The sequence below is a fragment of the Tepidanaerobacter syntrophicus genome, from assembly GCF_001485475.2.
Lineage (GTDB): Bacteria > Bacillota > Thermosediminibacteria > Thermosediminibacterales > Tepidanaerobacteraceae > Tepidanaerobacter > Tepidanaerobacter syntrophicus.
Window position 1 is genome coordinate 284,782 of the sequence record NZ_DF977003.1, and the last position, 23,388, is coordinate 308,169.

Annotated in this window: 22 protein-coding genes, 1 tRNA gene and 1 other annotated feature; of the genes, 19 read left to right on the forward strand and 4 right to left on the reverse strand. The window is 38.0% G+C overall.

Annotated features, from left to right (window positions below):
- Nucleotides 1-107 precede the first annotated feature (107 nt).
- The 3 genes from TSYNT_RS10240 (at nt 108) to TSYNT_RS10250 (ending at nt 5,360) form a co-directional block, all read left to right on the forward strand.
- Nucleotides 108-914 (forward strand): undecaprenyl-diphosphate phosphatase, encoded by an 807-nt coding sequence (locus tag TSYNT_RS10240; RefSeq protein WP_059033736.1) that lies wholly within the window; start codon nt 108-110, stop codon nt 912-914.
- A gap of 38 nt (nt 915-952) precedes the next feature.
- Nucleotides 953-1,160: a binding site (T-box leader), on the forward strand.
- Between the two features lie 73 nt (nt 1,161-1,233).
- Nucleotides 1,234-3,885, forward strand: a complete 2,652-nt coding sequence (locus TSYNT_RS10245; protein WP_059033738.1) for a valine--tRNA ligase — start codon at nt 1,234-1,236, stop codon at nt 3,883-3,885.
- A gap of 41 nt (nt 3,886-3,926) precedes the next feature.
- Nucleotides 3,927-5,360, forward strand: a complete 1,434-nt coding sequence (locus TSYNT_RS10250) for a bifunctional folylpolyglutamate synthase/dihydrofolate synthase (RefSeq protein ID WP_174221099.1) — start codon at nt 3,927-3,929, stop codon at nt 5,358-5,360.
- 206 nt (nt 5,361-5,566) lie between these two features.
- On the opposite strand, the gene TSYNT_RS10255 is transcribed toward TSYNT_RS10250, so the two are convergent.
- Genes TSYNT_RS10255 through TSYNT_RS10265 form a run of 3 tightly spaced genes read right to left on the reverse strand, consistent with a single transcriptional unit; the run spans nt 5,567 to nt 9,396 of the window.
- A complete protein-coding gene (locus tag TSYNT_RS10255; RefSeq protein WP_059033742.1) occupies nt 5,567-6,925 on the reverse strand; it encodes an ABC transporter permease in 1,359 nt (452 codons plus the stop codon).
- Nucleotides 6,926-6,930: 5 nt separating this feature from the next.
- Nucleotides 6,931-8,664, reverse strand: coding sequence for an efflux RND transporter periplasmic adaptor subunit (locus TSYNT_RS10260; protein ID WP_059033744.1), 1,734 nt, complete (start codon nt 8,662-8,664; stop codon nt 6,931-6,933).
- 33 nt (nt 8,665-8,697) lie between these two features.
- Nucleotides 8,698-9,396: an ABC transporter ATP-binding protein gene (locus TSYNT_RS10265; protein WP_059033746.1), complete on the reverse strand. Its 699-nt coding sequence runs from the start codon at nt 9,394-9,396 to the stop codon at nt 8,698-8,700.
- 276 nt (nt 9,397-9,672) lie between these two features.
- Between TSYNT_RS10265 and TSYNT_RS10270 the strand changes: the two genes are divergently transcribed.
- The 4 genes from TSYNT_RS10270 to nth all read left to right on the forward strand — a co-directional run bounded on the left by TSYNT_RS10270 (nt 9,673) and on the right by nth (nt 14,028).
- Entirely contained in the window at nt 9,673-10,644 is a 972-nt protein-coding gene (locus TSYNT_RS10270) for a polyprenyl synthetase family protein (RefSeq protein WP_059033748.1), read from the forward strand.
- A 99-nt stretch (nt 10,645-10,743) separates the two neighbouring features.
- Nucleotides 10,744-11,817, forward strand: a complete 1,074-nt coding sequence (locus TSYNT_RS10275; RefSeq protein ID WP_059033751.1) for an NAD(P)H-dependent flavin oxidoreductase — start codon at nt 10,744-10,746, stop codon at nt 11,815-11,817.
- 66 nt (nt 11,818-11,883) lie between these two features.
- A complete protein-coding gene (locus tag TSYNT_RS10280) occupies nt 11,884-13,305 on the forward strand; it encodes a S41 family peptidase (protein ID WP_059033753.1) in 1,422 nt (473 codons plus the stop codon).
- Between the two features lie 45 nt (nt 13,306-13,350).
- Nucleotides 13,351-14,028, forward strand: a complete 678-nt coding sequence (nth, locus tag TSYNT_RS10285) for an endonuclease III (protein ID WP_059034323.1) — start codon at nt 13,351-13,353, stop codon at nt 14,026-14,028.
- Here nth and TSYNT_RS12135 read toward each other — a convergent pair.
- Complete coding sequence (locus TSYNT_RS12135) at nt 13,957-14,529, reverse strand: DUF1405 domain-containing protein (protein WP_162780999.1); 573 nt, start codon at nt 14,527-14,529, stop codon at nt 13,957-13,959. The genes nth and TSYNT_RS12135 overlap by 72 nt on opposite strands.
- 185 nt (nt 14,530-14,714) lie before the next feature.
- Between TSYNT_RS12135 and TSYNT_RS10295 the strand changes: the two genes are divergently transcribed.
- The 12 genes from TSYNT_RS10295 (at nt 14,715) to TSYNT_RS12055 (ending at nt 22,442) form a co-directional block, all read left to right on the forward strand.
- Nucleotides 14,715-15,158, forward strand: coding sequence for an ACT domain-containing protein (locus TSYNT_RS10295; protein WP_059033755.1), 444 nt, complete (start codon nt 14,715-14,717; stop codon nt 15,156-15,158).
- Nucleotides 15,159-15,187: 29 nt separating this feature from the next.
- Nucleotides 15,188-16,459: a homoserine dehydrogenase gene (locus tag TSYNT_RS10300; protein ID WP_059033757.1), complete on the forward strand. Its 1,272-nt coding sequence runs from the start codon at nt 15,188-15,190 to the stop codon at nt 16,457-16,459.
- Entirely contained in the window at nt 16,460-17,521 is a 1,062-nt protein-coding gene (gene thrC, locus TSYNT_RS10305) for a threonine synthase (protein WP_202859771.1), read from the forward strand.
- Between the two features lie 5 nt (nt 17,522-17,526).
- Complete coding sequence (thrB, locus tag TSYNT_RS10310) at nt 17,527-18,417, forward strand: homoserine kinase (RefSeq protein WP_059033759.1); 891 nt, start codon at nt 17,527-17,529, stop codon at nt 18,415-18,417.
- Between the two features lie 69 nt (nt 18,418-18,486).
- Nucleotides 18,487-18,563: transfer RNA gene (locus TSYNT_RS10315), tRNA-Pro, on the forward strand.
- Nucleotides 18,564-18,731: 168 nt separating this feature from the next.
- Nucleotides 18,732-19,652 (forward strand): tyrosine-type recombinase/integrase, encoded by a 921-nt coding sequence (locus TSYNT_RS10320; RefSeq protein ID WP_059033761.1) that lies wholly within the window; start codon nt 18,732-18,734, stop codon nt 19,650-19,652.
- 12 nt (nt 19,653-19,664) lie between these two features.
- A complete protein-coding gene (locus TSYNT_RS10325; RefSeq protein ID WP_059033763.1) occupies nt 19,665-19,847 on the forward strand; it encodes a hypothetical protein in 183 nt (60 codons plus the stop codon).
- Nucleotides 19,848-20,067: 220 nt separating this feature from the next.
- On the forward strand, nt 20,068-20,217 hold the full coding sequence (locus tag TSYNT_RS11845) for a hypothetical protein (RefSeq protein WP_162781000.1): 150 nt from the start codon (nt 20,068-20,070) through the stop codon (nt 20,215-20,217).
- A 98-nt stretch (nt 20,218-20,315) separates the two neighbouring features.
- The gene (locus tag TSYNT_RS10330) at nt 20,316-20,561 is read left to right on the forward strand and encodes a helix-turn-helix domain-containing protein (RefSeq protein WP_059033764.1); all 246 of its coding nucleotides are present in this window, start codon (nt 20,316-20,318) and stop codon (nt 20,559-20,561) included.
- A gap of 136 nt (nt 20,562-20,697) precedes the next feature.
- Complete coding sequence (locus tag TSYNT_RS10335) at nt 20,698-20,919, forward strand: DUF5659 domain-containing protein (protein ID WP_059033766.1); 222 nt, start codon at nt 20,698-20,700, stop codon at nt 20,917-20,919.
- A gap of 33 nt (nt 20,920-20,952) precedes the next feature.
- Nucleotides 20,953-22,065 (forward strand): hypothetical protein, encoded by a 1,113-nt coding sequence (locus TSYNT_RS10340; RefSeq protein ID WP_059033768.1) that lies wholly within the window; start codon nt 20,953-20,955, stop codon nt 22,063-22,065.
- Between the two features lie 242 nt (nt 22,066-22,307).
- Complete coding sequence (locus tag TSYNT_RS12055) at nt 22,308-22,442, forward strand: hypothetical protein (protein ID WP_272947407.1); 135 nt, start codon at nt 22,308-22,310, stop codon at nt 22,440-22,442.
- The last annotated feature ends 946 nt before the right edge of the window (nt 22,443-23,388 follow it).

The window sequence follows — 23,388 nt, forward strand, 5'->3', positions numbered from 1 at the left end:
TAATTTAAAATTAACACAAAGGCCTGAAGAAGATTTAATCAATCTTGAAGCCGGCAAAAGATATGGTATAATAAAAAAGATAAGGTAACACTACAAGGAGGGGCATCATGAGTTTACTTCTTAAAGCTGCACTGATGGGTGTAGTTGAGGGTCTTACAGAGTTTCTTCCAATATCTTCTACAGGCCATATGATTATTGTAGGAGACTTCATAAACTTTAAAGGCGATAGCTTTTATACAATGTTTGAAATTGTTATTCAGTTGGGAGCTATCCTGGCAGTAATTTTTTATTACAGATATAAAATAATTGATTCATTAAGGCATCTTAGACCAGGCGATAGAGGTTTTAAATTATGGCTTAAAATTTTCGTCGCTTTCTTACCGGCGGCGATTATAGGCTTATTAATTAATGATATTGTAGAAAAATATCTATTTTCATCATTTACTGTTGCAATAGCATTAATAGTAGGCGGGTTTTTAATGATAGTGGCTGAAGGTATTTTTGGCCGCGGCGGTTTAAACGACATGGATAAAGTAGATTTGAAGCAGGCTTTTATAATTGGCATAGGTCAATGCTTATCATTAATTCCCGGCATGTCAAGATCTGCATCAACTATTATGGGCGGCATGGCAGCAGGTCTGTCGGTGAAAGCCGCAGCAGAGTTTTCATTCTTTCTTGCTATTCCGACCATGATAGCCGCTACCGCTTTTTCGCTTGCCAAGGGCTTTTCAACTACTACTTTACAGCAATTTCAGGCACTGGGCGTAGGTTTTGTAGTGTCATTTATAGTTGCACTTTTTGCCGTAGATGCCTTTCTTACATATCTAAAACAACATTCCTTAAAACCTTTTGCGTATTATCGAATTATCTTGGGAATTGTTATGATTTTATTGATTACAACAGGTGTTATCTAGTATTGACAAAGCCTTGCTGCATAAGTAGAATAAAATAAGCAACTGCTTTGAAAGGGAGGAGTAAAAGCTAGGTTAAAAGAGAGAAAGGTCTAGGCTGAAAGCCTTTCGAAATTAGCTTTGAATGTCGCCCTGGAGCATCCCTGACGAACAAAGAAGTAGTCATGGACGGTTTACTGCGTTAAAAGTTTAAAGTTGCCGGTATTGGAAATAAGGTGGTACCGCGAAAGCAGGTCTTTCGTCCTTTGAAGGATGAAGGACTTTTTTGATGCTGCCGAGCGTCATAAAAAATAATTTATAGCAAATAATAGGAGTGTGTAAGATGCAAAAAGAATTACCTTCTGTCTATGATCCAAATGAAGTAGAAGATAAATGGTATAAATTTTGGGAAAGAGAAAATTTTTTTCATGCCGAAATAGATCCGAACAAAGAACCTTTTACAATTGTTATTCCTCCGCCAAATGTAACTGGACAGCTCCATATGGGGCATGCATTAAATAATACACTGCAGGATATATTGATTAGAACTAAAAGAATGCAAGGTTATTCTGCGCTTTGGCTTCCGGGAACAGACCACGCCGGCATAGCTACTGAAGCAAAAGTTAAAGAACAATTGGCAGAGGAAGGCTTGTCTAAATATGATTTAGGAAGAGAAAAATTCTTAGAAAGAGTTTGGGCATGGAAAGAAAAGTATGGAGACAGAATTATAACTCAGCTAAAAAAACTAGGTTCATCCTGCGACTGGTCAAGGCTCAGATTTACTATGGATGAGGGGCTTAGTAAGGCGGTCAGAGAGGTATTTGTCCGGCTTTATGAAAAGGGGTTAATATATCGGGGCGACTATATTGTAAACTGGTGTCCCACTTGTAAAACCACGCTTTCTGATATAGAAGTAGAGCACGAAGACCGAATAGATAAGCTGTATTATGTTAAATATCCGTTTAAGGATGGTTCAGGTTATATAACTGTGGCTACAACAAGACCCGAAACAATCTTAGGAGATACAGCAGTAGCCGTAAATCCCAATGATACGCACTACAAAGATGTAGTTGGAAAAACTTTAATACTACCAATTGTAAAAAGAGAAATACCTATAATTGCCGATTCTTATGTTGATATGGAGTTTGGCACAGGAGCAGTAAAAGTAACACCCGGTCATGATCCGAACGACTTTGATATGGGTGTGCGCCATAGTTTACCGATAATCATCGTTATTGACGAAAACGGATGCATGAATGAAAAAGCAGGCAAATTTCAAGGAATGGACAGATTTGCTTGCAGAAAAGCACTTATTGACGAATTGGAGAAGGAAGGACTTTTTGAAAAAGCAGAAGATATAAGCCACAGTGTAGGACACTGCTATCGCTGTCATACTATTGTGGAGCCGGTAGTTTCTAAACAGTGGTTTGTAAAAATGGAACCGTTGGCAAAACCGGCAATTGATGTGGTAACTGAAGGTGAAGTAAAGTTTATCCCTGAAAGATTTGCAAAAATATACATGAATTGGTTGGAGAATATAAGGGACTGGTGCATATCCAGGCAGCTATGGTGGGGACACAGGATTCCCGCATGGTACTGCCGCGACTGCGGTGAGACGATAGTATCAAGAGAAGATATTAAGACATGCCCCAAGTGCGGCAGCAGCAGTGTGGAGCAAGACCCGGACGTGTTAGATACATGGTTTAGTTCAGCTCTATGGCCGTTTTCTACTCTGGGGTGGCCAGAAGATACGCCTGATTTAGATTACTTTTATCCCACCTCTGTTTTAGTTACCGCATATGATATCATATTTTTCTGGGTAGCAAGAATGATCTTTATGGCTATGGAGTTTATGAAGGAACCTCCTTTTGAATATGTTGTCATAACAGGTTTAATCCGCGATGCGCAAGGCAGAAAAATGAGCAAGTCATTAGGCAATGGCATCGATCCCTTAGAAGTAATTGATAAATACGGAGCAGATACCTTGCGATTTACACTGTGCACAGGAAATGCCCCCGGCAATGATATGAGATTTTCATGGGAAAAAGTAGAGTCAAGCCGCAATTTTGCGAATAAGATTTGGAATGCATCGCGATTTGTTATAATGAATCTGGAAGATTTTACACCGGGAGAGCTTAATTTAGATAAATTAGCCTTAAAAGACCGCTGGATACTAAAGAGAATAAATGATATAACGCGCGATGTTACAGATTCACTTGAAAAATTCGAGATAGGCCTTGCGGCTCAAAAAATTTATGACTTTTTCTGGAGTGAATTTTGCGATTGGTATATTGAAATGGCAAAAATTGATTTATACGGTAAAAATGAAGAGAATAGAAGAACAACACAGCGGGTTTTAGTTGAGGTAATTGAACGAGCCTTAAAATTATTGCATCCCTTTATGCCCTTTATAACTGAAGAAATTTGGCAGCATATACCTCATGAAGGAGTAAGCATAATGGTATCCTCCTGGCCCGAATATAAAGCGGATTGGGATTTTGAAGATGCTAACGAAATGGAATTAGTAATGGATGCCGTAAGAGGTATTAGAAATATACGCGCAGAAATGAATGTTCCTCCTGCAAAACAAGCATCTGCATTAGTCAGAATAACAAATCCCATGACAGAGCAAATACTAAGCAGTAATTTAGATATTATTTACAGTCTGGCAAAGGTATCAGAAATGGAATTTGGTAAGGAAGATCTTCAAGTCCCTCACAAAGCTGTGTCTTGTGTGATAAAAGGTGCAGAAATTTTTATTCCAATGGAAGGGCTTGTAGATTTAGATACAGAAATTGCAAGGCTCGAAAAAGAAAAATTAAATTTAGAGAAAGAAATCGAGAGGACAAGCAAAAAGTTAAGTAATCCGGGCTTTATTGAAAAAGCTCCAAAGGATATAGTTGAAAAAGAAAAGCAAAAACAAAAAGATTATCAGGAAATGCTAGAGAAGGTGGTAGCAAGACTTGAAATGATGAAAGACATGCTGGCGGAATAGGTACTGCTGAATTTTGCCAAAATAGAAGGGGAGAATATATGCTGAATTACAATCAGGCATTAGATTTTATCCACGGTTTAAATGCTTTTGGAACAAAATTAGGTCTTGAGAATATCACAAAGCTCTTAGAGATTTTAGGGAATCCACATAAAGATATGAAAATAATTCATGTTGCCGGCACTAATGGAAAAGGATCTACATGCGCTATGATAGATTCTATCCTAAGGTCCGATGGCTACAAAGTTGGACTTTACACTTCTCCATATTTGGAAGTTTTTAACGAGAGAATACAAGTTAATGGAAAAAACATATCTGATGACGATCTTGCAAGACTTACAGACAAGGTGCAAAAAGCAGTTTTTTATATGAGAGAAAATAACATAGGTTCTCCTACTGAATTCGAGGTCGTTACTGCAATAGGCTTTTTATATTTTTATGAACAGGCCGTAGATTTTCTTGTACTGGAAGTGGGGATGGGCGGCAGGCTGGATGCTACAAATGTTGTAACTCCTTTGGTCAGCGTCATAACTCCTATCAGTTTTGATCATCAAGAGTATCTAGGTAATACACTTTCTGCTATTGCAAAAGAAAAATGCGGTATTATAAAGCCCGGAGTTCCTGTAGTTACAAGCCCTCAAGAACCTGAAGCACTGCAGGTAATAGAAGAGACATGTAAAAACTTAAATTGCAGGTTGCTTAAGGTAATTGGTGAAGAAAGTATCAGCAAAGATTTCGACTTACATGATACTGCAACTTACAAATTAGTAAGCGATAATGATGATGGCCTGATTTTTGATTTAAAGACCCCTGCGGAAGAGTTTAAAAATCTTGAAATTCATTTAATAGGGAGACACCAGTTAAGCAATGCTGCAACTGCCGTTACTGCAGTTGATGTTCTGAATGTGTATGGAATTGATATAAAGCGCGAAGCTATATATGCAGGACTTAAGAATGCAAGGTGGCCGGGAAGGCTGGAAAGAATCTCACAAAAACCGCTGATTTTAATTGACGGGGCCCATAATATAGCAGGAATAAAAACTTTAAAAGATGCTTTAATAAGATATTATAAAGATAAGAAAAAGATTCTAGTCTTAGGTATTTTAAAAGATAAAGACTATAAAGAAATGCTAAAGGAAATAGTTCCGATTGCGGATATGGTAATAACTACAGCACCGCTTAGCCCTAGAGCTCTCAACGCTTCAGAACTGGCTTGCACTATTTGCGAAATGCTTGATGAAAAGACAATAGAAATAAATGATAATGACCGCCAATATATATTACCGGGTAAAGTACCTGCGGAAATTCCTATATATTCCAGAGAAAAGATCGAAGATGCTCTAAACCTTGCCTTATCACTTATAAATTCTAAAGAAGATATGATTGTTTTTGCAGGTTCACTTTATATGATAGGCTATGTAAGAACTTTAATAAAAGACAGATTGGCTTCAGATACAATGACTTCAAAAATAATATAACTATCGCTTAAAAGTTAAGAGCAGCTACTGATTGGACTGTCTAATTTCCTGTCTACTGAACAGAGAAAAGAATCCAAATTTAGCTGCTCTTTTTTTATTACTATTTCGTTTTTAATGCAACTTTTTTCAAGGGCAGCGCCCTAATCCGAAGTAAAGTTTTGTTATTCTTGTTACAGCAGAATCACAACTAAAGGGTTACAAAAGTTTTATTGCCGCCTTAAAGCTTCAATAGGAGGAACAGATGATGCCGAAATCGCAGGATAGATTCCAAACAAGAGTCCGGAAGTCAGTGCCACAGTTACCGCAATTTTTATTGCCTCAAAGCTGATTGCAGTTTCAAAACCGTAACGGCTAAAAACATTTAGCCCCCAAATACCGCCTGCAGTGCCTGCTATAGCGCCAATTCCACTTACGTAAAGTGCCTCTAACAAGAACTGAATCAACAAGTCTATTTGCTTTGCACCTAAAGCACGACGCACGCCTATTTCTTGAGTACGTTCTGTGACCGCCACAAGCATAATGTTCATTATTCCAAGTCCGCCAACCAGTAGTGATACTGCCGCTATACCGCCGAGCAATAAAGTCATAACACGATTAGCCTGATCTGCTTCTTGGACTAACTGGTTAAGATTTGTGATTGTGATTAAATCTTCACTACCGGCTATTAATGGAATTTGTGTTGATTCTTCCCCGCTATTGCCTTCCGGAATGGCTTCTTCAGTTGGTGAAGACATACTACCGGCTTCGCCGTTCAAACCTTCTTCTGTGCCGCTTTCGTTTTCGCTCGGAGACAAGGTTGTTGGCGCACTTTGATCCAGCCCCAGTTTTCTTTTAAATATTCGCCCTAGCTGGACTACGGCAAGATCTGCTTTTGCAGGGCTTTCAGCCTTGCCCCAGATTTCTGCAACGGTTTTTTTATCCGCAATTTTTAGTGCAGTAGTATAAGGTATCACTAGTTTGTCATCAATGCCATCGGCCTTTCCGATGCCTTTTGGGGCGAGTACTCCAATGATACGAAAAGTTGTCCCGTTTAAAGTTATTACTTGCCCCACCGGATTACGACCACCCATCAAGCCCGCACCCATGTTATAGCCTAGCACCACTACTGGAGACCTCTGGGCTACATGAAGCTCTGTAAAAAAGTGCCCCGAAACTAAATCATTATCTCTTATCTTCGGAAAATCACTATTTACACCTAATATATCCACTGTTCCTCTTGCGCGCCTCCAACGCATTACAGCTTTTGTAGGAACAACAGGTGTTGCCATGTCCATGCCATCCACTCTTTCTACCAAATCCTTTACATCATCAGGATCAAATTCAACAGATGGATCGTTTGCCTTTATGTCGATGACATTTGAGCCTAAACTTTCAAATTGTGCCACAACAGCCTGCCTTGCGCCTTCTCCTATCCCCATGAGGCTTACCACAGAAGCCACACCAATTGCAACGCCAAGAACGGTAAGAGCCGAGCGCATCGGATGCACTAAGATACCATGGGCTGCCATTTTTGCAGCAAACCAAAAGCGGGTCAAAGCAGAGAGCAATCGAGATGTTTTTTGCATATTATTCACTCCCCGCTGGTTGCCGGCACTTTTTTACTATCTGTACCGTTTTTATCCTTTGTGCCGCTATTGTCACCATTTTTTTCTTCATCATTAGAAGGAATGATAGAATCCTTATTACCTATATGCTGACTTGGCAACAAATCTGCACTGCTTCCGGTTATCACAAGTTGGCCTTCCTCTAAACCGCTTTTTACTTCAGCTACTTTGTCATTCATTAAACCAAGCTTTACCGGTATTGCTTTTGTTGTTCCATCCGGATTCAAAACTTCCACCTTCTGAATGCCATCTTCTTCAAATACTGCTTCTAGCGGAACAAGAAGGACATTTTTTGCACTTCCGGAGTCTATATAGCCTCTGGCTTGCATACCGGGCCTTAAATTTGGACCGCCTTTTACTGCAATATCTACAGCAAATTTAGTAATCCCTTTAGAATCTTGACCCATTGTATCAACGTGTATAACTTCACCTTCAAAAGTTTCATTAGGGAGGGCATCGACTGTGACTTTAACCGGGGAACCTTGTTTTATCATTAATACATCGATATCGTCAACTTCTGCCCATAAGTCCATGTCACTTGTATTAAATACATATCCCATCCAATCTCCGGAATTGACTTGAGCTCCTATCTGGGTTTCCCAGCTTGCTATAATACCATCCATCGGAGCTCTGACCTCGGTTTGACCCATTTGAGAGTAAAGCTGAGAAAGTTCAAATTCTTTTTCACGCACCTTATCTAACTGCTCCTGGATAGATTTTTGAACATCAGAGCCTGCAAGAGATACAATAGGATCGCCTTTTTTAACAGCCTGCATTTCTTTGACATAGACTTGGGTTGCTATTGCTTCAACCGTTGATAAAACCCTTTCTTCTTTAACAAAACCTGCAACAGTAGTAGGATTTGCAAACCATGATACTCTGGTAGCATTATTTTCGTCTAAAGGAATTCCTACGTAGACTGCAAGTCCTGGTTTTACCAAACCCGGATTTTTACCTTCTACAGTTATAATATATACAAAACCCTTAGCAGGATTTTCTTCGTCGCCATCGGGAATTGGGTTAGGATTTATATCTGTTACATTTCCGTAATATATACCGTCAAAAGCAGAAAATCTCAAAGCAAGCTTTTGACCGAGCTTTACTCTGCTAAATTCGTCGGCGTAAAGTTTTGCATCTATTTTAAAGTGAGAATCATCCACTATTCTTGCCACGATATTACCTTGCTTTACTTCTTGACTTTCAGCTACTGAAAGGCCGGATACTCTTCCATCGATTGGTGCTCTCAAGATTACACCCTGGGAAGGATTTATTTCGGATAAATTTTCCGGAGGAAGACCGGTCAAATCAGATAAAAACTTTTTTGCGCTTTCCAGTTCGTCCTGAGCATTTTTGATTTTACTTTGAAGTTCGGGAGCTGCAAGCCTTGCAATGACTTGACCCATTTTAACCTCAGTGCCTTCTTCGGCTAAAATTTCAACTAGAGTATATTGAATATTACTTGATGATACGTCATAATAATTGCGCATGCCCGGAGCCTGTATACTTCCACTCCTTGAAGGATTCAAAGGGCCTGTTACATTTACACCGACGCTTATATCACCTTTTGTTACAGGTTTAGTAGAATAAATCGGTCCCTGGGACTCTTCTTTCGGCGGAGGTAAAAGCTCTTTATAGGCGTAAAATCCCCCTCCCATTACAATAACTACAATCAATGCAATCGTTAAAATGCGCTGCGCCATATTAATATAACCCCCAAATATATTATTAAATTTTTATATAGTTACATTTGCAACATTTTCTATATGTTCAATCTTGCCGTCTTTTAAGTGAAATATTGTATGACCGTATTCAGCCACACTTTTTTCATGCGTAACTTGAATAACAGTAATTCCCCTTTTTGTATTTAAATCTTGAAAAATTGCCATTATGCTTTCACTATTTTTGGAATCAAGCGCGCCGGTAGGTTCATCAGCTAAAAGCAATTTAGGATCACCGGCGATGGCTCTAGCGATTGCTACACGCTGCTGTTCACCTCCTGAAAGCTGAGAAGGCCTATGATAAATACGTTCTTTAAGACCGACTGCTTCCAAGGCTGCGGTTGCCCGCTTGCGCCTTGCGCTTCCGCTCAATCCCCTATAAATAAGGGGCAGCTCTACGTTTTCAATTGAATTTAAATCAGGCAGCAGATGAAAGCTTTGAAATACAAAACCTAGCAACTGGTTGCGTATATCTGCCAGCATGTTGTCGCTCATTTTTTCGACATGCCTGCCGGCAATTTCGTATGTTCCTGAAGTGGGTCGGTCTAAGCACCCTAAGATATTAAGCAATGTAGATTTACCAGAGCCTGAAGGTCCCATGATAGAGACAAATTCACCTTCTTCAATGCTCAAATTAATGTCTTCAAGGGCGTTTATAAAGACCTGGCCGTTTTTATAACGGCGACAAATATTTTTTAGTTCAATAAGTGGCAAAGCGGTACCTTCCTTTCTTACTTTGCAAGTGCAAAATATTTAACTATCAGTATATAGACGATCAAAGTTATGTAAAAGTTTCATACTTTGACAAGAATAAAATTTAGCCAAACAATTCTTTTTATCATATTCAGTTTATCATACAGTAAATTCTTTACAACATACAAAATATGTTTAAGCGAAAAATACCTATTAAATTTACTATATAGACATTTATTGATAAAATATCTATACTAAAGACAGTATAAAGTGACATAATATTGTGTGGTGAAATGATTGTTTAAAGAGCTGTTAAATGATATCGAAGAAGAGCTTATGGTTTTAGAAGAAGATCTGCTCAAAACCATAAACACAAAAAGAATGCTCATAAGAAAACCTTTAGAAAACATGATAAATGCGGGTGGAAAAAGATTAAGGCCGGGTCTTGTCCTAACAGCTGCAAGATTTGGCAATTATGACTTCGAAAAAGCTAGACCATTAGCTCTTGCCGTAGAACTACTGCATATGGCATCCATGATTCATGATGATATAGTTGATGATTCTCCCACAAGAAGAGGTATTCCCAGTATCCAGTCTGCCATTGGTAAAGATGCGGCTGTATACGCCGGCGACTATGTTTTTTGTAAGGTTTTTGAAATCCTGGCAAATGAACCTGCTTATGTGATGAAAGAGACTTCGAAAGCTATGAGTCAAGTCTGTGAAGGTGAAATAAAGCAAAAAGAAGATTTTTTCAATGTAGATTTGACGCTGAAGGACTATCTTTACCGAATTGAAAAAAAGACTGCAGTTTTGTTTGCTTTATCGGCAAAACTAGGAGCTTTCAGCTCGCAGGCTCCTTGCAAAACAGCAAAACAGTTGTATACTTATGGCATAAACGCAGGTATGGCTTTTCAAATGGCAGATGATCTTTCTGATTTTATCGCTGACTCTGAAAAATTAGGTAAGCCGAAGGGCTCAGACCTAAAATCCGGCGTTATAACACTGCCTGTGATATATGCTTTGAAGAAAAATGGGGAGAACCAATATTTAAGGAGCATTCTTGAAACTAGAAACATAGGAGAGGGAGAATTTTCTGAAATAGTAAGAATAATAGAGATAGCAGGAGGATTCGCATACACTAGAAATATGATAAATAGGTATGTTAAGAAGGCACAGGAAGCGCTTATGGCACTTCCGGACGTTCCGGCAAGAGAAATCCTAAATGCTTCAGCAAAAATTATAATTGAGAATGTGAATAAAACAATCTAATACCTTCTTTCTTTTTTTAAAAATAAATTATATACTTATGTTATGAGAAATTAATAGTAACTACTAATACTTGATATTATATATTTTAGGAGGTTCCATATGAAATTACCAGAGCTTAAAATAGGCAATCTTGTTGCTAAAGTTCCCATTGTGCAAGGGGGAATGGGAGTTGGCATATCACTTTCTTCTCTTGCTGGGAATGTAGCATTAAACGGAGGAATCGGTGTTATTTCCGCGGTTGAACCCGGGTTTAATGAGCCGGACCATTTTAGAAATAAAAAAGAAGCAAATTTGAGAGCATTAAGGTCATATATACAAAAGGCAAAAGAAATATCCAAGGGTGGAATAATAGGCGTAAATATCATGGTAGTTTTGAACACTTTTGAGGAAATCGTGGTGGAAGCAGTAAAACAAAAAGTCGATATTATATTTTCAGGAGCAGGATTGCCACTGCGTTTGCCGCAATTTACAAAAGGGTCTGATACAAAAATTGTTCCTATTGTCTCTTCTGGACGGGCAGCTTCTGTAATTTGCAAGAGCTGGCATAAACATTATGACGTAGCACCTGATGCAATTGTAGTGGAGGGTCCTAAAGCAGGAGGTCATCTTGGATTTTCGGAAGATGAAATCGATAAACCCGAGTTTCAACTTGAAAACATTTTAAAGGATGTATTAGAGGTAATCGAACCATACGAATTAATTTATAGGCGAAAAATACCGGTAATTGCCGCAGGCGGAGTCTATACCGGCAAGGACATTGTAGATCTAATAAAAATGGGAGCTTCCGGCGTTCAAATGGGGACACGTTTCGTTGCAACATTTGAATGTGATGCTTCAGATAGATTTAAACAAGCATACCTAGATGCCAAATACGAGGATATTCAATTAATACACAGTCCTGTTGGGTTAATAGGCAGAGCGATACGAAATCAATTTTTAATTGATGTAGAAGCGGGCAAGAAAAAACCAATAAAATGTATGATTAATTGCTTGAAGCCATGCAATCCGTCTAAAGCCCCATATTGTATAGCAGACGCCCTAATTAACGCCCAGAGGGGAAACTTTGATAAGGGATTTGCCTTTGCGGGGGCAAATGTCTATAGAATCAGCGAAATAGTTCCGGTAAAAAAACTTATGGAAGAGCTTGTATCTGAAGCCGAATTATATTTTTAACATTTTTTACTTTTTTATGTTAAAATATAGACAACTAAAATTTATCCGGAAGAAGGTATTAAGAATATGAAAAAGCACTGCCGGCTGTTGAAAGATACACTTACCATTGTTTTGATAACATTTCTCTCCGTAAACCTCTTACTATGCAGTAGCGCAAAGGCAGCCGAAGAAAAAGTCCCGGATGAGATATATTTTTTAATGCAGATGGAAAATTTTTTAAAGACAAACTACGTGGAAGATGTAAGCGACTTAGACCTTTTAAGAGGAGCTATAAAAGGGATGATTGAATCGCTAGACGACCCATATTCTGAATATTTTACTCCAGAGGAATTTGAAGAGTTTAATGAAGAAGTAAGCGGGAATTTTGGAGGAATAGGAGTTATAATCACTTTAAAGGACAAATATATAACTGTTGTTTCGGTAATAGAAGGAAGCCCGGCTGAAAAAGCGGGTATAAAGCCGGGAGATAAGTTAATTGAAATCGATGGTAGTAATGTAACTGATTTACCTCTTTCAAGTATCTTAGATCGTATAAAAGGCGATAAGGGCACCATGGTAAACATTGGAGTCATAAGAGGCGAAGACAGACAAGTACTAAGGTTTGAAGTAGAGCGAGATATAATCAAAACAAATCCAATTACTGCCAAAATTTTAGGTCAGGGTATAGGGTATATAAAAATCAGCGAATTTAACGAGAACACCGTTGAAAACCTGGATAAGGCCCTTAATAGTTTCAAAAAAGGTGGGGTATTAGGTATAGTGTTAGATCTTCGCAATAATCCTGGAGGATATCTGGATCAAGCTGTGGAAGTGGCATCACGGTTTGTGCATAAGGGCCCCATAGTTAATATTGTTTCAAAAGACGGTACTATCCAATCATACAATTCTAACTCACAAGTATCTCCTTACCAGTTAGCGGTGCTTGTCAATGGCGGTTCAGCCAGCGCATCAGAAATATTGGCCGGAGCTATCAAGGATAGGGAAGCCGGGGTTTTGGTTGGAGAAAGAACATTTGGCAAAGGAATGGTTCAAAGAACACTGAGCCTTGGAACACTAGGTGGGATAAAACTTACTATAGCTCATTACACTACTCCAAATGGAACAAACATAAATAAAACAGGAATAACTCCAGATATAGTTGTTGAAACAGACAAGACAAACCCGTTAAAAGACTTTGTGCCGTTAAATACTCAAAAAACCTTGAAATATGGAAATATCGGCCTTGATGTGTTGGCAGTTCAACAAAGACTGCAGTTTTTGAACTTGCTAGGCACTGCTCCTGACGGCGTATTTGGCCCTAGGACACAGCAAGCAGTAAAGGCACTTCAGAAACAAGCTGGTATTTCTGCTACAGGCGTTGTTGACTCAAAATTTTATTCAGCTCTGAACGATGCTATATACAAAAAAATTGTTTCGCAAGAAGATATTCAGTTAAGAAAAGCAATTGATGTCCTAAAAGAAATGATTAAAAAGAGCAGAGCAGCTTAAATATAATTACTACAGATGAAAAGGAAACTTTTAATGGAAAAAAGCATGAAGTTACATGAAAAAGAGCAAGAACGTATAAATGAAATAATATCAGAATTAAGCAAGCTGTATCCAAATGCAACTACGGCGCTAAATCACAACAATCCCTTTCAATTGCTTATAGCAACGATTTTATCTGCCCAGTGTACTGATGAGCGAGTAAATAAAGTAACAGAAAAACTGTTTAAAAAATATAAGGGACCGGAAGATTTTGCGAAGGCAGACAGGGCTGAATTAGAAAATGATATAAGAGAATGCGGCTTGTTTAAAAACAAGAGCAAAAATATAATAGAAACCTCAAAAATACTTTTGGAAAAGTACAATAAACGAGTCCCTGACACTTTCGACGAGTTAATAAAACTTCCCGGCGTAGGAAGAAAAACTGCTAATGTGATTTTAGCCAACGCTTTTGGTAAACCTGCATTTGCAGTTGATACTCACGTATATAGGCTTGCTCACCGCCTAGGGTTTTCGGATGAAAAAGACATAGTAAAGGTTGAAGAAGATTTAAAAAGAAAAATACCTGAAGATTTGTGGATAAAAGCGCATCACTGGTTGATTTATCATGGCCGCAATGTTTGTCGTGCAAGGAAACCTTTATGCGATAATTGTTCACTTTCTAGTCTGTGTCCGAAGTCTTATGAAACAATAGAAGCTGATAAATGCTGTGAGCAAAACAGCTGATACAAGAGCTACTGTTTGCTGGTTTTCTGCAAAGAGCCAGGGATAGATTCCCAAAGTGTAATCTATGATATCACTTGATATCATGAGAATTACAACAAGAAAAAAGTGTATCTTACTAAAGCTGCACTTGCTTATAAGCAAAAATCCTTCAATAGCCATACCCAGATGGGATAATGTAAGGTGAAAATTAGTAAATGAATAACCTTCACCTGTCAACAAAAAATGAGTGTTTATTACTGCAGCCCAGAGCCCATATTTTATGACCCAGCAAGATGCAAGAAGGGATACAAAGGGGCTGGGCTTCTTTATAATAATAAGCAATAAAGCAAGAGAAAAGAGCGAAGAAGCCGTAGGACTATCAGGTACAAAAATTCTAAGATATTCTGGAAAAGTCGATAATAACTGTGCTTTGTACCAATAAAAACCATAAATAGAACCAAAAAAGTTTATAAAAAACAATACTAAAAGAAACTTAGATTTTTTATCTTGCAAATTAGGCAACCATATCCCTCCGTATCTTAAATATAATTATAACTATTATATTACACAAAATAAGAGAAATTTGCACCTGCAAGAATGAATTAAAACCAAAAACTTACAGCCTTGTTTTTTGTAAAAAGTTGTGCTATAATGTCTCTCATATATGAATACATGTTTTTACATTGTGAACATCGGGAGGCAGAAACTTGGTCCAAAAAGGCGGCTATTATATCATTAAAGAAGAAATAATGCCGGAAATCTTAAAAAAAACTGTAAAAGCAAAAGAACTTTTAAGAAGCGGCAAAGCTAAGACTGTCAATCAAGCAACTGAAATGGTGGGCATGAGCAGAAGTGCTTTTTACAAGTATAAAGACTATATTTTTCCTTTTTATGAAGCCAGCATGGGCAAGATAGTGACAATTTCTTTACTTTTAGAGCATATACCCGGCATACTCTCGTCAATATTAGATGAAATAGCTAAGGCACATGGCAACATACTTACAATAAATCAAAATATACCCATTCAGAACATGGCAAGCGTCACTATTTCCTTTGAAACCGGCAACATGAACCAAAATATCGAAGAATTACTGGAAATGATTCAGAATAAACAAGGCGTCCAAAAAGTCGACATAATTGCTCAAGGATAGATTAAGGAAAATAGAAGGGAGACAGAGGAGTGGCTCAAATCGGAATTTTAGGTCTTGGTACAGTAGGCACCGGGACGGTAGAACTTATAGAAAAAAATAATGACATAATTGAAAAAAGAATAAAGGAACGCATAGATATAAAAAAAATTCTTGTAAGACAGTCTAATAAAGAAAGACCAATAGCGCTCAAGGATAAAATTACCTATAGCTTTGACGATATATTAGATGATGAAGATATTTCAGTAATAGTTGAAGTTATGGGTGGCGAAGAGCCTGCCCTTACTTATATAAGAAAGGCATTAAACAAGGGAAAACATGTGGTTACCGCAAATAAAGAAGTTATTTCAAAACATGGAAATGAATTACTGAAAATTGCAGCCGAAAAAAATGTAAATTTGCTGTTTGAAGCTAGTGTGGGCGGAGGTATACCTATAATAATGCCTTTAAAACAGTGCCTTGCGGCAAATGATATTTTTAAGGTTATGGGTATATTGAACGGCACCACAAATTATATTCTTACTCAAATGACAGAACAAAACAAAGACTTTGACGAAGCTTTAAAAGAGGCGCAAGCAGCCGGATACGCTGAAAGCGATCCTACAAATGATATAAAAGGCTTTGATGCCGCAAGAAAGCTTGCAATACTTTCATCTATAGCATTTAACACCAGGGTGATTCCGGAACAGGTTTATACCGAAGGAATCGATACCGTGACTCATTCGGATGTAATATATGCAGATGAATTAGGAGCTGTTATAAAACTTGTTGCAATTGGCAAGAAGAACGAGGGCAGTGTTGAAGTTGCAGTAACTCCCGTGCTCTTGAAAAAAGATCATCCCTTAGCTAGTGTTTCAGGGACATTTAATGCGATCATGGTAGAGGGAGATGCTGTAGGTCCGGTGATGTTTTACGGATTAGGAGCAGGAAAAATGCCAACTGCAAGTGCTGTTGTAAGTGATATTATGGAAGCTGTGCGCAATAAAAATGGAAATAAAATATACTGCACCTGTTATGACAGCCTAAAAGTTTTAACGCCCGGTGAAACGGTTAGCGGATTTTACTTAAGGCTTAAAGCGGTAGATAAGCCTGGTGTGCTCTCGAAAATAGCAGGGGCATTTGGAGAAAATCAAATCAGCTTGTCGAAAGTATTTCAAAAAAATACCATAAATGGAACTGCAGAAATTGTTGTAGTTACATATAGCGTGCCGTTTAAGAATTTCCAAAAGGCTTTAGCTGAAATCAACAAATATGAGCAAATAGTAGAAATAGCAACAGCCATCAGGGTAGAGGGGGAGCTTTAGGTGATACAGAAAATAGGCGTTATCAATAATTACTTTTCATACTTACCGATCAGCGATAAAAAAAATATAATTACGCTCAACGAAGGAAATACGCCACTTCTCCGAGCAAAAAATCTAGAGGAGCACTTAGACACAAGAGCAAATATTTATTTAAAATATGAAGGCCTAAATCCTACAGGTTCTTTTAAAGATAGGGGAATGACAGTTGCAGTTTCAAAAGCGGTTGAAGATGGAGCTACTGCTGTAATTTGCGCATCTACAGGCAATACATCTGCTTCGGCTGCGGCATATGCTGCAAAAGCGCGCCTAAAATGCGTAGTGCTTATTCCTAACGGTGCAATAGCTATGGGAAAACTGGCTCAGGCTATTGCATATGGAGCAAAAGTTATTGCTATAAACGGCAACTTTGATGATGCATTGAATATGGTCAGAGAAATTTCTTCCAAAAAACCTATAACAGTTGTAAATTCTATTAATCCTTATCGTATTGAAGGCCAAAAAACCGCCGCCTTTGAAATATGTGACGAACTTGGCAGTGCCCCGGATTACCTTGCTATACCTGTTGGAAATGCAGGAAACATAACAGCTTACTGGAAAGGATTTAAGGAGTATTATCATCTAAAAAAGACTGAAAAACTGCCGAAGATGATGGGTTTTCAGGCAGCAGGCGCAGCGCCAATTGTCGAGAACAGAATAATCGAAAAGCCAGAAACAATTGCTACTGCTATAAGAATAGGAAATCCTGCAAGCTGGAAATATGCAGTAGAAGCTGCTAATGAATCCGGCGGCAAGATACGGAAAGTAACTGATGAAGAAATACTTGAAGCATATAAACTTTTAGCAAGTAAAGAGGGTGTATTTGTAGAGCCGGCTTCAGCAGCCTCCTTTGCGGGCATAATAAAAATGATTAAAGAGAATGAACTAAAAGATGGTGATACAGTAGTTGCCGTGCTTACAGGGCATGGATTGAAGGATCCGGATACTGCAATCAAAAACGGAACCAGCCCAACTGTGATTGAGCCCCGGCTCGATATACTCGAAAATGAAATTTATGGGGAGTGAGAAATGTGATAAAAATACAAGTACCTGCTACAACGGCAAACTTTGGTCCCGGCTTTGATTGCCTAGGAGCATCTCTAGGATTGTATAACTATATAGAAATGGGATTTTCAGATGAGCCGATTGTAGAGGTAAGGGGAGAAGGAAAGGAAGAGATTCCTACTGATGAAACTAACTTGGTTTATCAAGCGGGCCTGAAAGTGCTTGAATTGGCAGGTGTAGATAAACATCTAAAGATAGTTCTTGAAAATAACATTCCTATAGCTAGAGGGCTTGGGAGCAGCGCAGCATGTATAGTAGGTGGTTTGAAAGCTGCTAACCGCCTTGTGGGAGATGCTTTTGATAATATCGAGCTAATACGAATTGCAACACAGATGGAAGGACATCCTGACAATGTGGTTCCCGCAACTTTTGGTGGTTTTTGCTTATCCATGATACATGAAAATAGAATAATTTATAAAACTTTTCCGATGCCATTTTGGCTCCAATTTGTGGTTTGCATACCGGAGTTTGAGCTAAAGACCGAAGATGCAAGAAAAATATTACCTAAAGAAATTAAATTTCAAGATGCCGTGTTTAACATCGGTCGTGTTGCGATGTTAGTGGCTGCTATGGCAAGGGGCGACTTTACTGATATGGATATTTTTTGTCAGGACAGGCTCCATCAGCCATATAGAAGCCGCCTGATTCCAGGTATGGATGAAATACTTGCCACAGTAAGATCAAAAGGCGCATATGCAGGCTTTTTAAGTGGCTCAGGCCCTTCAGTTGTATGCCTGAGTTTAAGAGAAAGATCTGATGCCTTAGGCGAACACATGGTAGAAATATTTTCTAAAAATGGTATTAAGTCTTCCTACAAAGTGCTGTCTCCGGATTCTACAGGCGCAAGATTTTTGTAAAAATCAAATTCGCTAAAGGGCTTGAAATTGTCTCTCCTTTGTTTTATAATAGTAAATGCGTGATGATATCTGGGTGTGGCGCAGTTTGGTAGCGCGCTAGAATGGGGTTCTAGAGGCCGGGGGTTCAAGTCCCCCCACTCAGACCATTTTAAAGAATATCTAAGGTTACAGCAGTTATCCACAGGCTAAAAAGTAAAATGGCCAGTGCAAGTATCATTTTTAAGTGCCATGACTGCTTTACCTTGTAAAAATATAGGACAGCTTTAATGTAAATTTAGTGTAAGCCGTTTACCGGAAAGGAGGTAAGCGGTTTTTTGCTGTTTAAATTCGCAATTAAGGACTTTTTAGATGACCGGAAACTTAAAAACCTTTCACCTGCAACGATAAAAAGCTATGAAGTAACATTAGAGCATTTCCACAGATACTTGACGCAAAATGAAAAGATTAACGTTGAAGATGTAACCCAAGCAGATATAAAAAGCTATTTAATTTCATGCAGGGAAGAAGGGGGAAACAGGCCAACGAGCTTAAATCACAAAATAGGAAACCTTAAAGTATTTTTTAACTATATGGCCGACATTGAAACAATAGAAAAAAACCCTATGAAGAAGGTTCAGAAGGTAAAAACGGACGTCAAAATCGAGGCTTTTACCGACTATCATATTAAGCAGATGCTAAACTACTACCGGAGAATAAAACAGCGGAATATGACCCTTTACGCTTATAGGGATTATACAATCATAGTCACACTCTTAGGCACAGGGATAAGGCGAGGGGAGCTATGTAATTTAACATGGCATGATGTAGACCTAGCAAACAGCAAAATGACAATATACGGCAAGGCCAGAAGACAGCGAACAATACCATTGACCGACAAGCTAAAACAAGAGCTTATAGAATGGCGGTTATTTAACGAAAAACACTTTTACAGCTTTACACCAGAGCGAAACGTGTTCACTGACGGTACAGGGAAAAGACTTACTGAAAATGCCGTAGGGAATATATTTAAACGATTAGCCAAGATAATGAACTTTAGAGATGTCAGAGTATCGGCTCATACCTTCAGGCATACATTTGCAAAGAACTGGATTTTAAGCGGTGGGGATGTTTTTTCACTACAACGGATATTAGGACACTCTACTTTAGACATGACAAATAAATATGTGTCACTGTTTGGAAGTGCTATCAAAGAGCAAAACGAAAAGCATAATCCATTAAATAATTTAGACATATAAGGAGGCCGAAACATGGAAGATTTAAACATGAACGACATTCAATTTATCTTGAGGGCGGTTTTAGTATATACCTCAAGTGTTATTAATGATTTAAGGCCAGATAACGAAGACCTTTGGCTTAAAGGTGAATTAAAGCAGGCCAAGGGAACATTAAATAAACTTAATAACATGCAGATAAACAGACTGGATATATAGGGAGGCTGGAAGAATGGATAATTTGAACGCAAGGGAACTAAAAACCTTTATCCGCAGTTTTCGCAGGCCTTAAAAAAGGGGGGCAGGCGAGGAAAAACAAGTATCCGGCCTTAATGGCTGCCCTAAAAAAGGGGAAAGAAGTTATTGATAGAGAAGTAGAGAGTGCCTAAACCAACTAGAACAGATAAAAAATTATCCTTGCAGAAGGGAGGTTTTAAGAGTGCCAAAAGAATATGACGAGCTATGGCAAGAATTACAAGAGAGAGCCAAATATCCGATTGAAAGACTAATTAGGCAAGGCGTAGAACTTGCAACATTAAAAGCAATCTTCGAGGACTTAGCTAATAAAATGTTAAAAATAAATGCTTAAAAAATACCTTCTAATACAGTTGTATCAATGGACATAGCCTATTAAACATAGTATAATAGATATAAGGAAACATAAGTTTGCAAAGGAGGCTTGAGAGCATGACCAGACTTAAGGCGGCAATACTAGAGCAGGGATTGACACAAAGAGAATTAGCACAGATGATAAATCAATCACCTTCAAGTATTTCACAAGTTATAAACGGCTTTATGAGGCCGTGGCCGAAACTTCGACGGGAAATAGCCGAGGCTTTACATATACCAGAGAATGAACTATTTGACGAGGAAGGAAAGCTAATCGAAAGCGACGCGGAATATATCAAGATACCATTAAAGAAATATGCGTAGAACGGTAGGGTAGGGGATAGTCTTATTATGGCTATTCCCCTTTTTGTAATGTAATGTAGCAGATCAAGAAGGATAAAAACGTTAGAATAATTAATATAAAGCCAGTATAATACTCATATTCAGGGAGGTTTAAAAGGTGAGAGAATACCGGACAAAGTCAATTAACATTGCAACGGTATTATTAACACAAGGGGTAAAACTTAAGCGAGTGGAAGGAGACAGGGAGAAGTATTTCGTTTTTGAAGATACCGAGGACAGGCCTAAGATTATCCAGGACTTTATAAACAAGGAACTCAAGGTAAATATAAACGACTTCTTAAACAATCAGAAAAACCTAAAAAACCTTATTTTTTCATAATTAATATTCATATTCAAAAGGAGAGTGGGAAAGGTGGTAAATTCATTTCCTTTACCAAGTGCATTGATAGAGGATAGCGAGGATTTTAAGCGGTGTTCACCAACGGAAAAGCTATATATGTTTTATATTCTAAGTGAGTTAAACCTTCATCAGTGGCAAGAACGGAAAGAGAATTACTTTAAAGATGATATGTCAATAGCCGTTACATTAAACGTAAAAGAAGATACTATAAGGAGAGCTAGAAGGAAATTTCAAAAGCTAGGATATATTGACGTTAGGCCCGGTTTTAGAAATCCGGCAACAGGCCAAGCGGTGGCGACAACGTATTTAGGCAGTAAATGGCTTGACCTAGTGGAAAAGATAAAAGAGGCTAATAAAGAAGGCCCAGAGGACGAAGGGGATAAAGACCCAGAGAGCGGAAACAATGAGAAAGGCCGATTTAGTTTAATTCATAGATATACTTTTTACTCTATGCTTGACAAGATGAGGAAAGGCAGATTTGACAGCTATGACATAGTAACACTTGTGTATATTTATTATTTACGAGATAAATTCAAAGACAAGAAAGAAGAAGTTTACAAAGACGAAAAATACGATTTTTATATAACAAAAAAGGAATTTAGCGACTTGACGAATATGAGAGCATCAAAATTAGAAGAATGTATTATTAACCTTTATGAAAAGATTACATTTAAAGACGGTAGTCATTACTTTGAGTATGAAGACCTTTACCACAGATGGGAGTTTAATAATATTATATGGCTTGCAGACCCAAGCGACGATGATAATAACCGTAGTAATTACGAGGCCATGAAGGAAAGACTAAAGGCACAGATAGATAAGGCTAAAGAAGATAAGCAAAACGAGCCGGGATTAAAGTTTATTAGTGCCTATAGGTGGATGTATAGGCAACACATGGATAAAGATATTGAGCGATATTATGGAGATGTAAAACAGGCAACAGAGCTTTTAGAAATGTTTACAGCAGAGCAGATGCAGGAAATGGCCCGATGGTATATTACAGCAGACAGACACGAATTGCCGGCATCATGTCAAGCGAAAAAGACCAGAACTATAAGGGACTTCTTAAATAACGTTGAAGTTATTTTCAGAGAGTTAAAGGATTTAGCTAAATCTATTAAGTAGTACAAAAGTAAGAGATAGACAGTTTTATTAAGTGGGATATATTAAGTAGTACGTATTAAGTGGACTAAAAATGATACTTATTAAGTAGTACAAAAGTGAATTCAATCTATCATTTCCGTACTACTCATATAAAAGTACTTAAATAATCATTATAATAGTATTAATAGACACTCTCATCATCTGACGATGATGACCAGCCTTTTTTATTTATTTTATTTATAGCGAAAGCGAGAAGGATTTAATTGTTACTAGTGATACTATATGCCTTTAGCAACAAAAAAGAACAACATCCGCTTATAGACAGTCTGGCGACACCTGCTATAACCAATACGTCCATAAAGGCTATTTCTGGACGAGTTGATATGAAAGGTATATAAAAACATAGGCAGACGATTAAAAAGGCTAAAAAGGCATAATTTGGAGGTTTAACTATAAAGGAATGTATAGAGTGAATGATATAACTGTAACGCTCAAAAAGGCCGTTTTTAGCCGAGATTACATAAAAAGCATATAAAACTATACAAAGACGATTAAAAAGGCTAAAAAGGCATAATTTGGAGGCGTAAATATATCAAAGGATAGTTAAACGAGGTAACCTAACAAAACCTTACATTTACACCTTAACAATACTTAACATTATCGATTTATTCGATACCCTAAAAAAGACGGCGGGAGCCACTTTAATTAAATCCGATACTTGATAACCTTTAGGGGTTGAAAGGTTTATTTTCAGAATATGTAGGTGTCGGCGGCACGCCATTGGCGTCTTGTTTATCGTTAGATAAACAAGTATTATTAGTACTGTTATTATTAATACTGTTACTATTAGTTTCCGGATTTTCCGTATCCGGTGTTTCCGTATCCGGTAATACCGTATCCGGTATTTTAGGAAACGGTAAAAGTCTATATATATTCCTGCCAAACGTGCCATTTTTACCTTTTTCGGGGTTGAAAGGTAGTTACTACTGTCAATAACTAAGATACATTAGGGTTAATGTTATCAATAACAAGGTTAATGCAATCATTTATAACCTAAGAAAACCTAAGATTATATGCAACATTCGACGTAAGGAAAGGTAAGGTTTTATGTGTTACTAAAATATACAAAGATAATCAAAAAGCCTAAAAAGGGGCAGTCGACGAATTTCGTCGCTCGTTTTAATTCCTTTGGAAGGGACAAGATACCCCCCAGTCGCTCATTTACTTTTTTATGTTCGCAAACCGAGTGTCCTACCTTCAAACAACACACAGGCTTTGCGCGTAACCCCCTACCTCGAAAGCGTTACAGAAGAATGTCTTTTTAAAGGGATTAAACCGGACGTA

Bases quoted from the DNA above. Each gene is read 5' to 3' on its own strand.
- nth (WP_059034323.1), top strand. From the start codon at position 13,351: ATGAAGTTACATGAAAAAGAGCAAGAACGTATAAATGAAATAATATCA.
- TSYNT_RS10245 (WP_059033738.1), top strand. From the start codon at position 1,234: ATGCAAAAAGAATTACCTTCTGTCTATGATCCAAATGAAGTAGAAGAT.
- TSYNT_RS10280 (WP_059033753.1), top strand. From the start codon at position 11,884: ATGAAAAAGCACTGCCGGCTGTTGAAAGATACACTTACCATTGTTTTG.
- TSYNT_RS10275 (WP_059033751.1), top strand. From the start codon at position 10,744: ATGAAATTACCAGAGCTTAAAATAGGCAATCTTGTTGCTAAAGTTCCC.
- TSYNT_RS10330 (WP_059033764.1), top strand. From the start codon at position 20,316: ATGACCAGACTTAAGGCGGCAATACTAGAGCAGGGATTGACACAAAGA.
- TSYNT_RS10325 (WP_059033763.1), top strand. From the start codon at position 19,665: ATGGAAGATTTAAACATGAACGACATTCAATTTATCTTGAGGGCGGTT.
- TSYNT_RS10260 (WP_059033744.1), bottom strand. From the start codon at position 8,664: ATGGCGCAGCGCATTTTAACGATTGCATTGATTGTAGTTATTGTAATG.
- TSYNT_RS10240 (WP_059033736.1), top strand. From the start codon at position 108: ATGAGTTTACTTCTTAAAGCTGCACTGATGGGTGTAGTTGAGGGTCTT.
- TSYNT_RS10255 (WP_059033742.1), bottom strand. From the start codon at position 6,925: ATGCAAAAAACATCTCGATTGCTCTCTGCTTTGACCCGCTTTTGGTTT.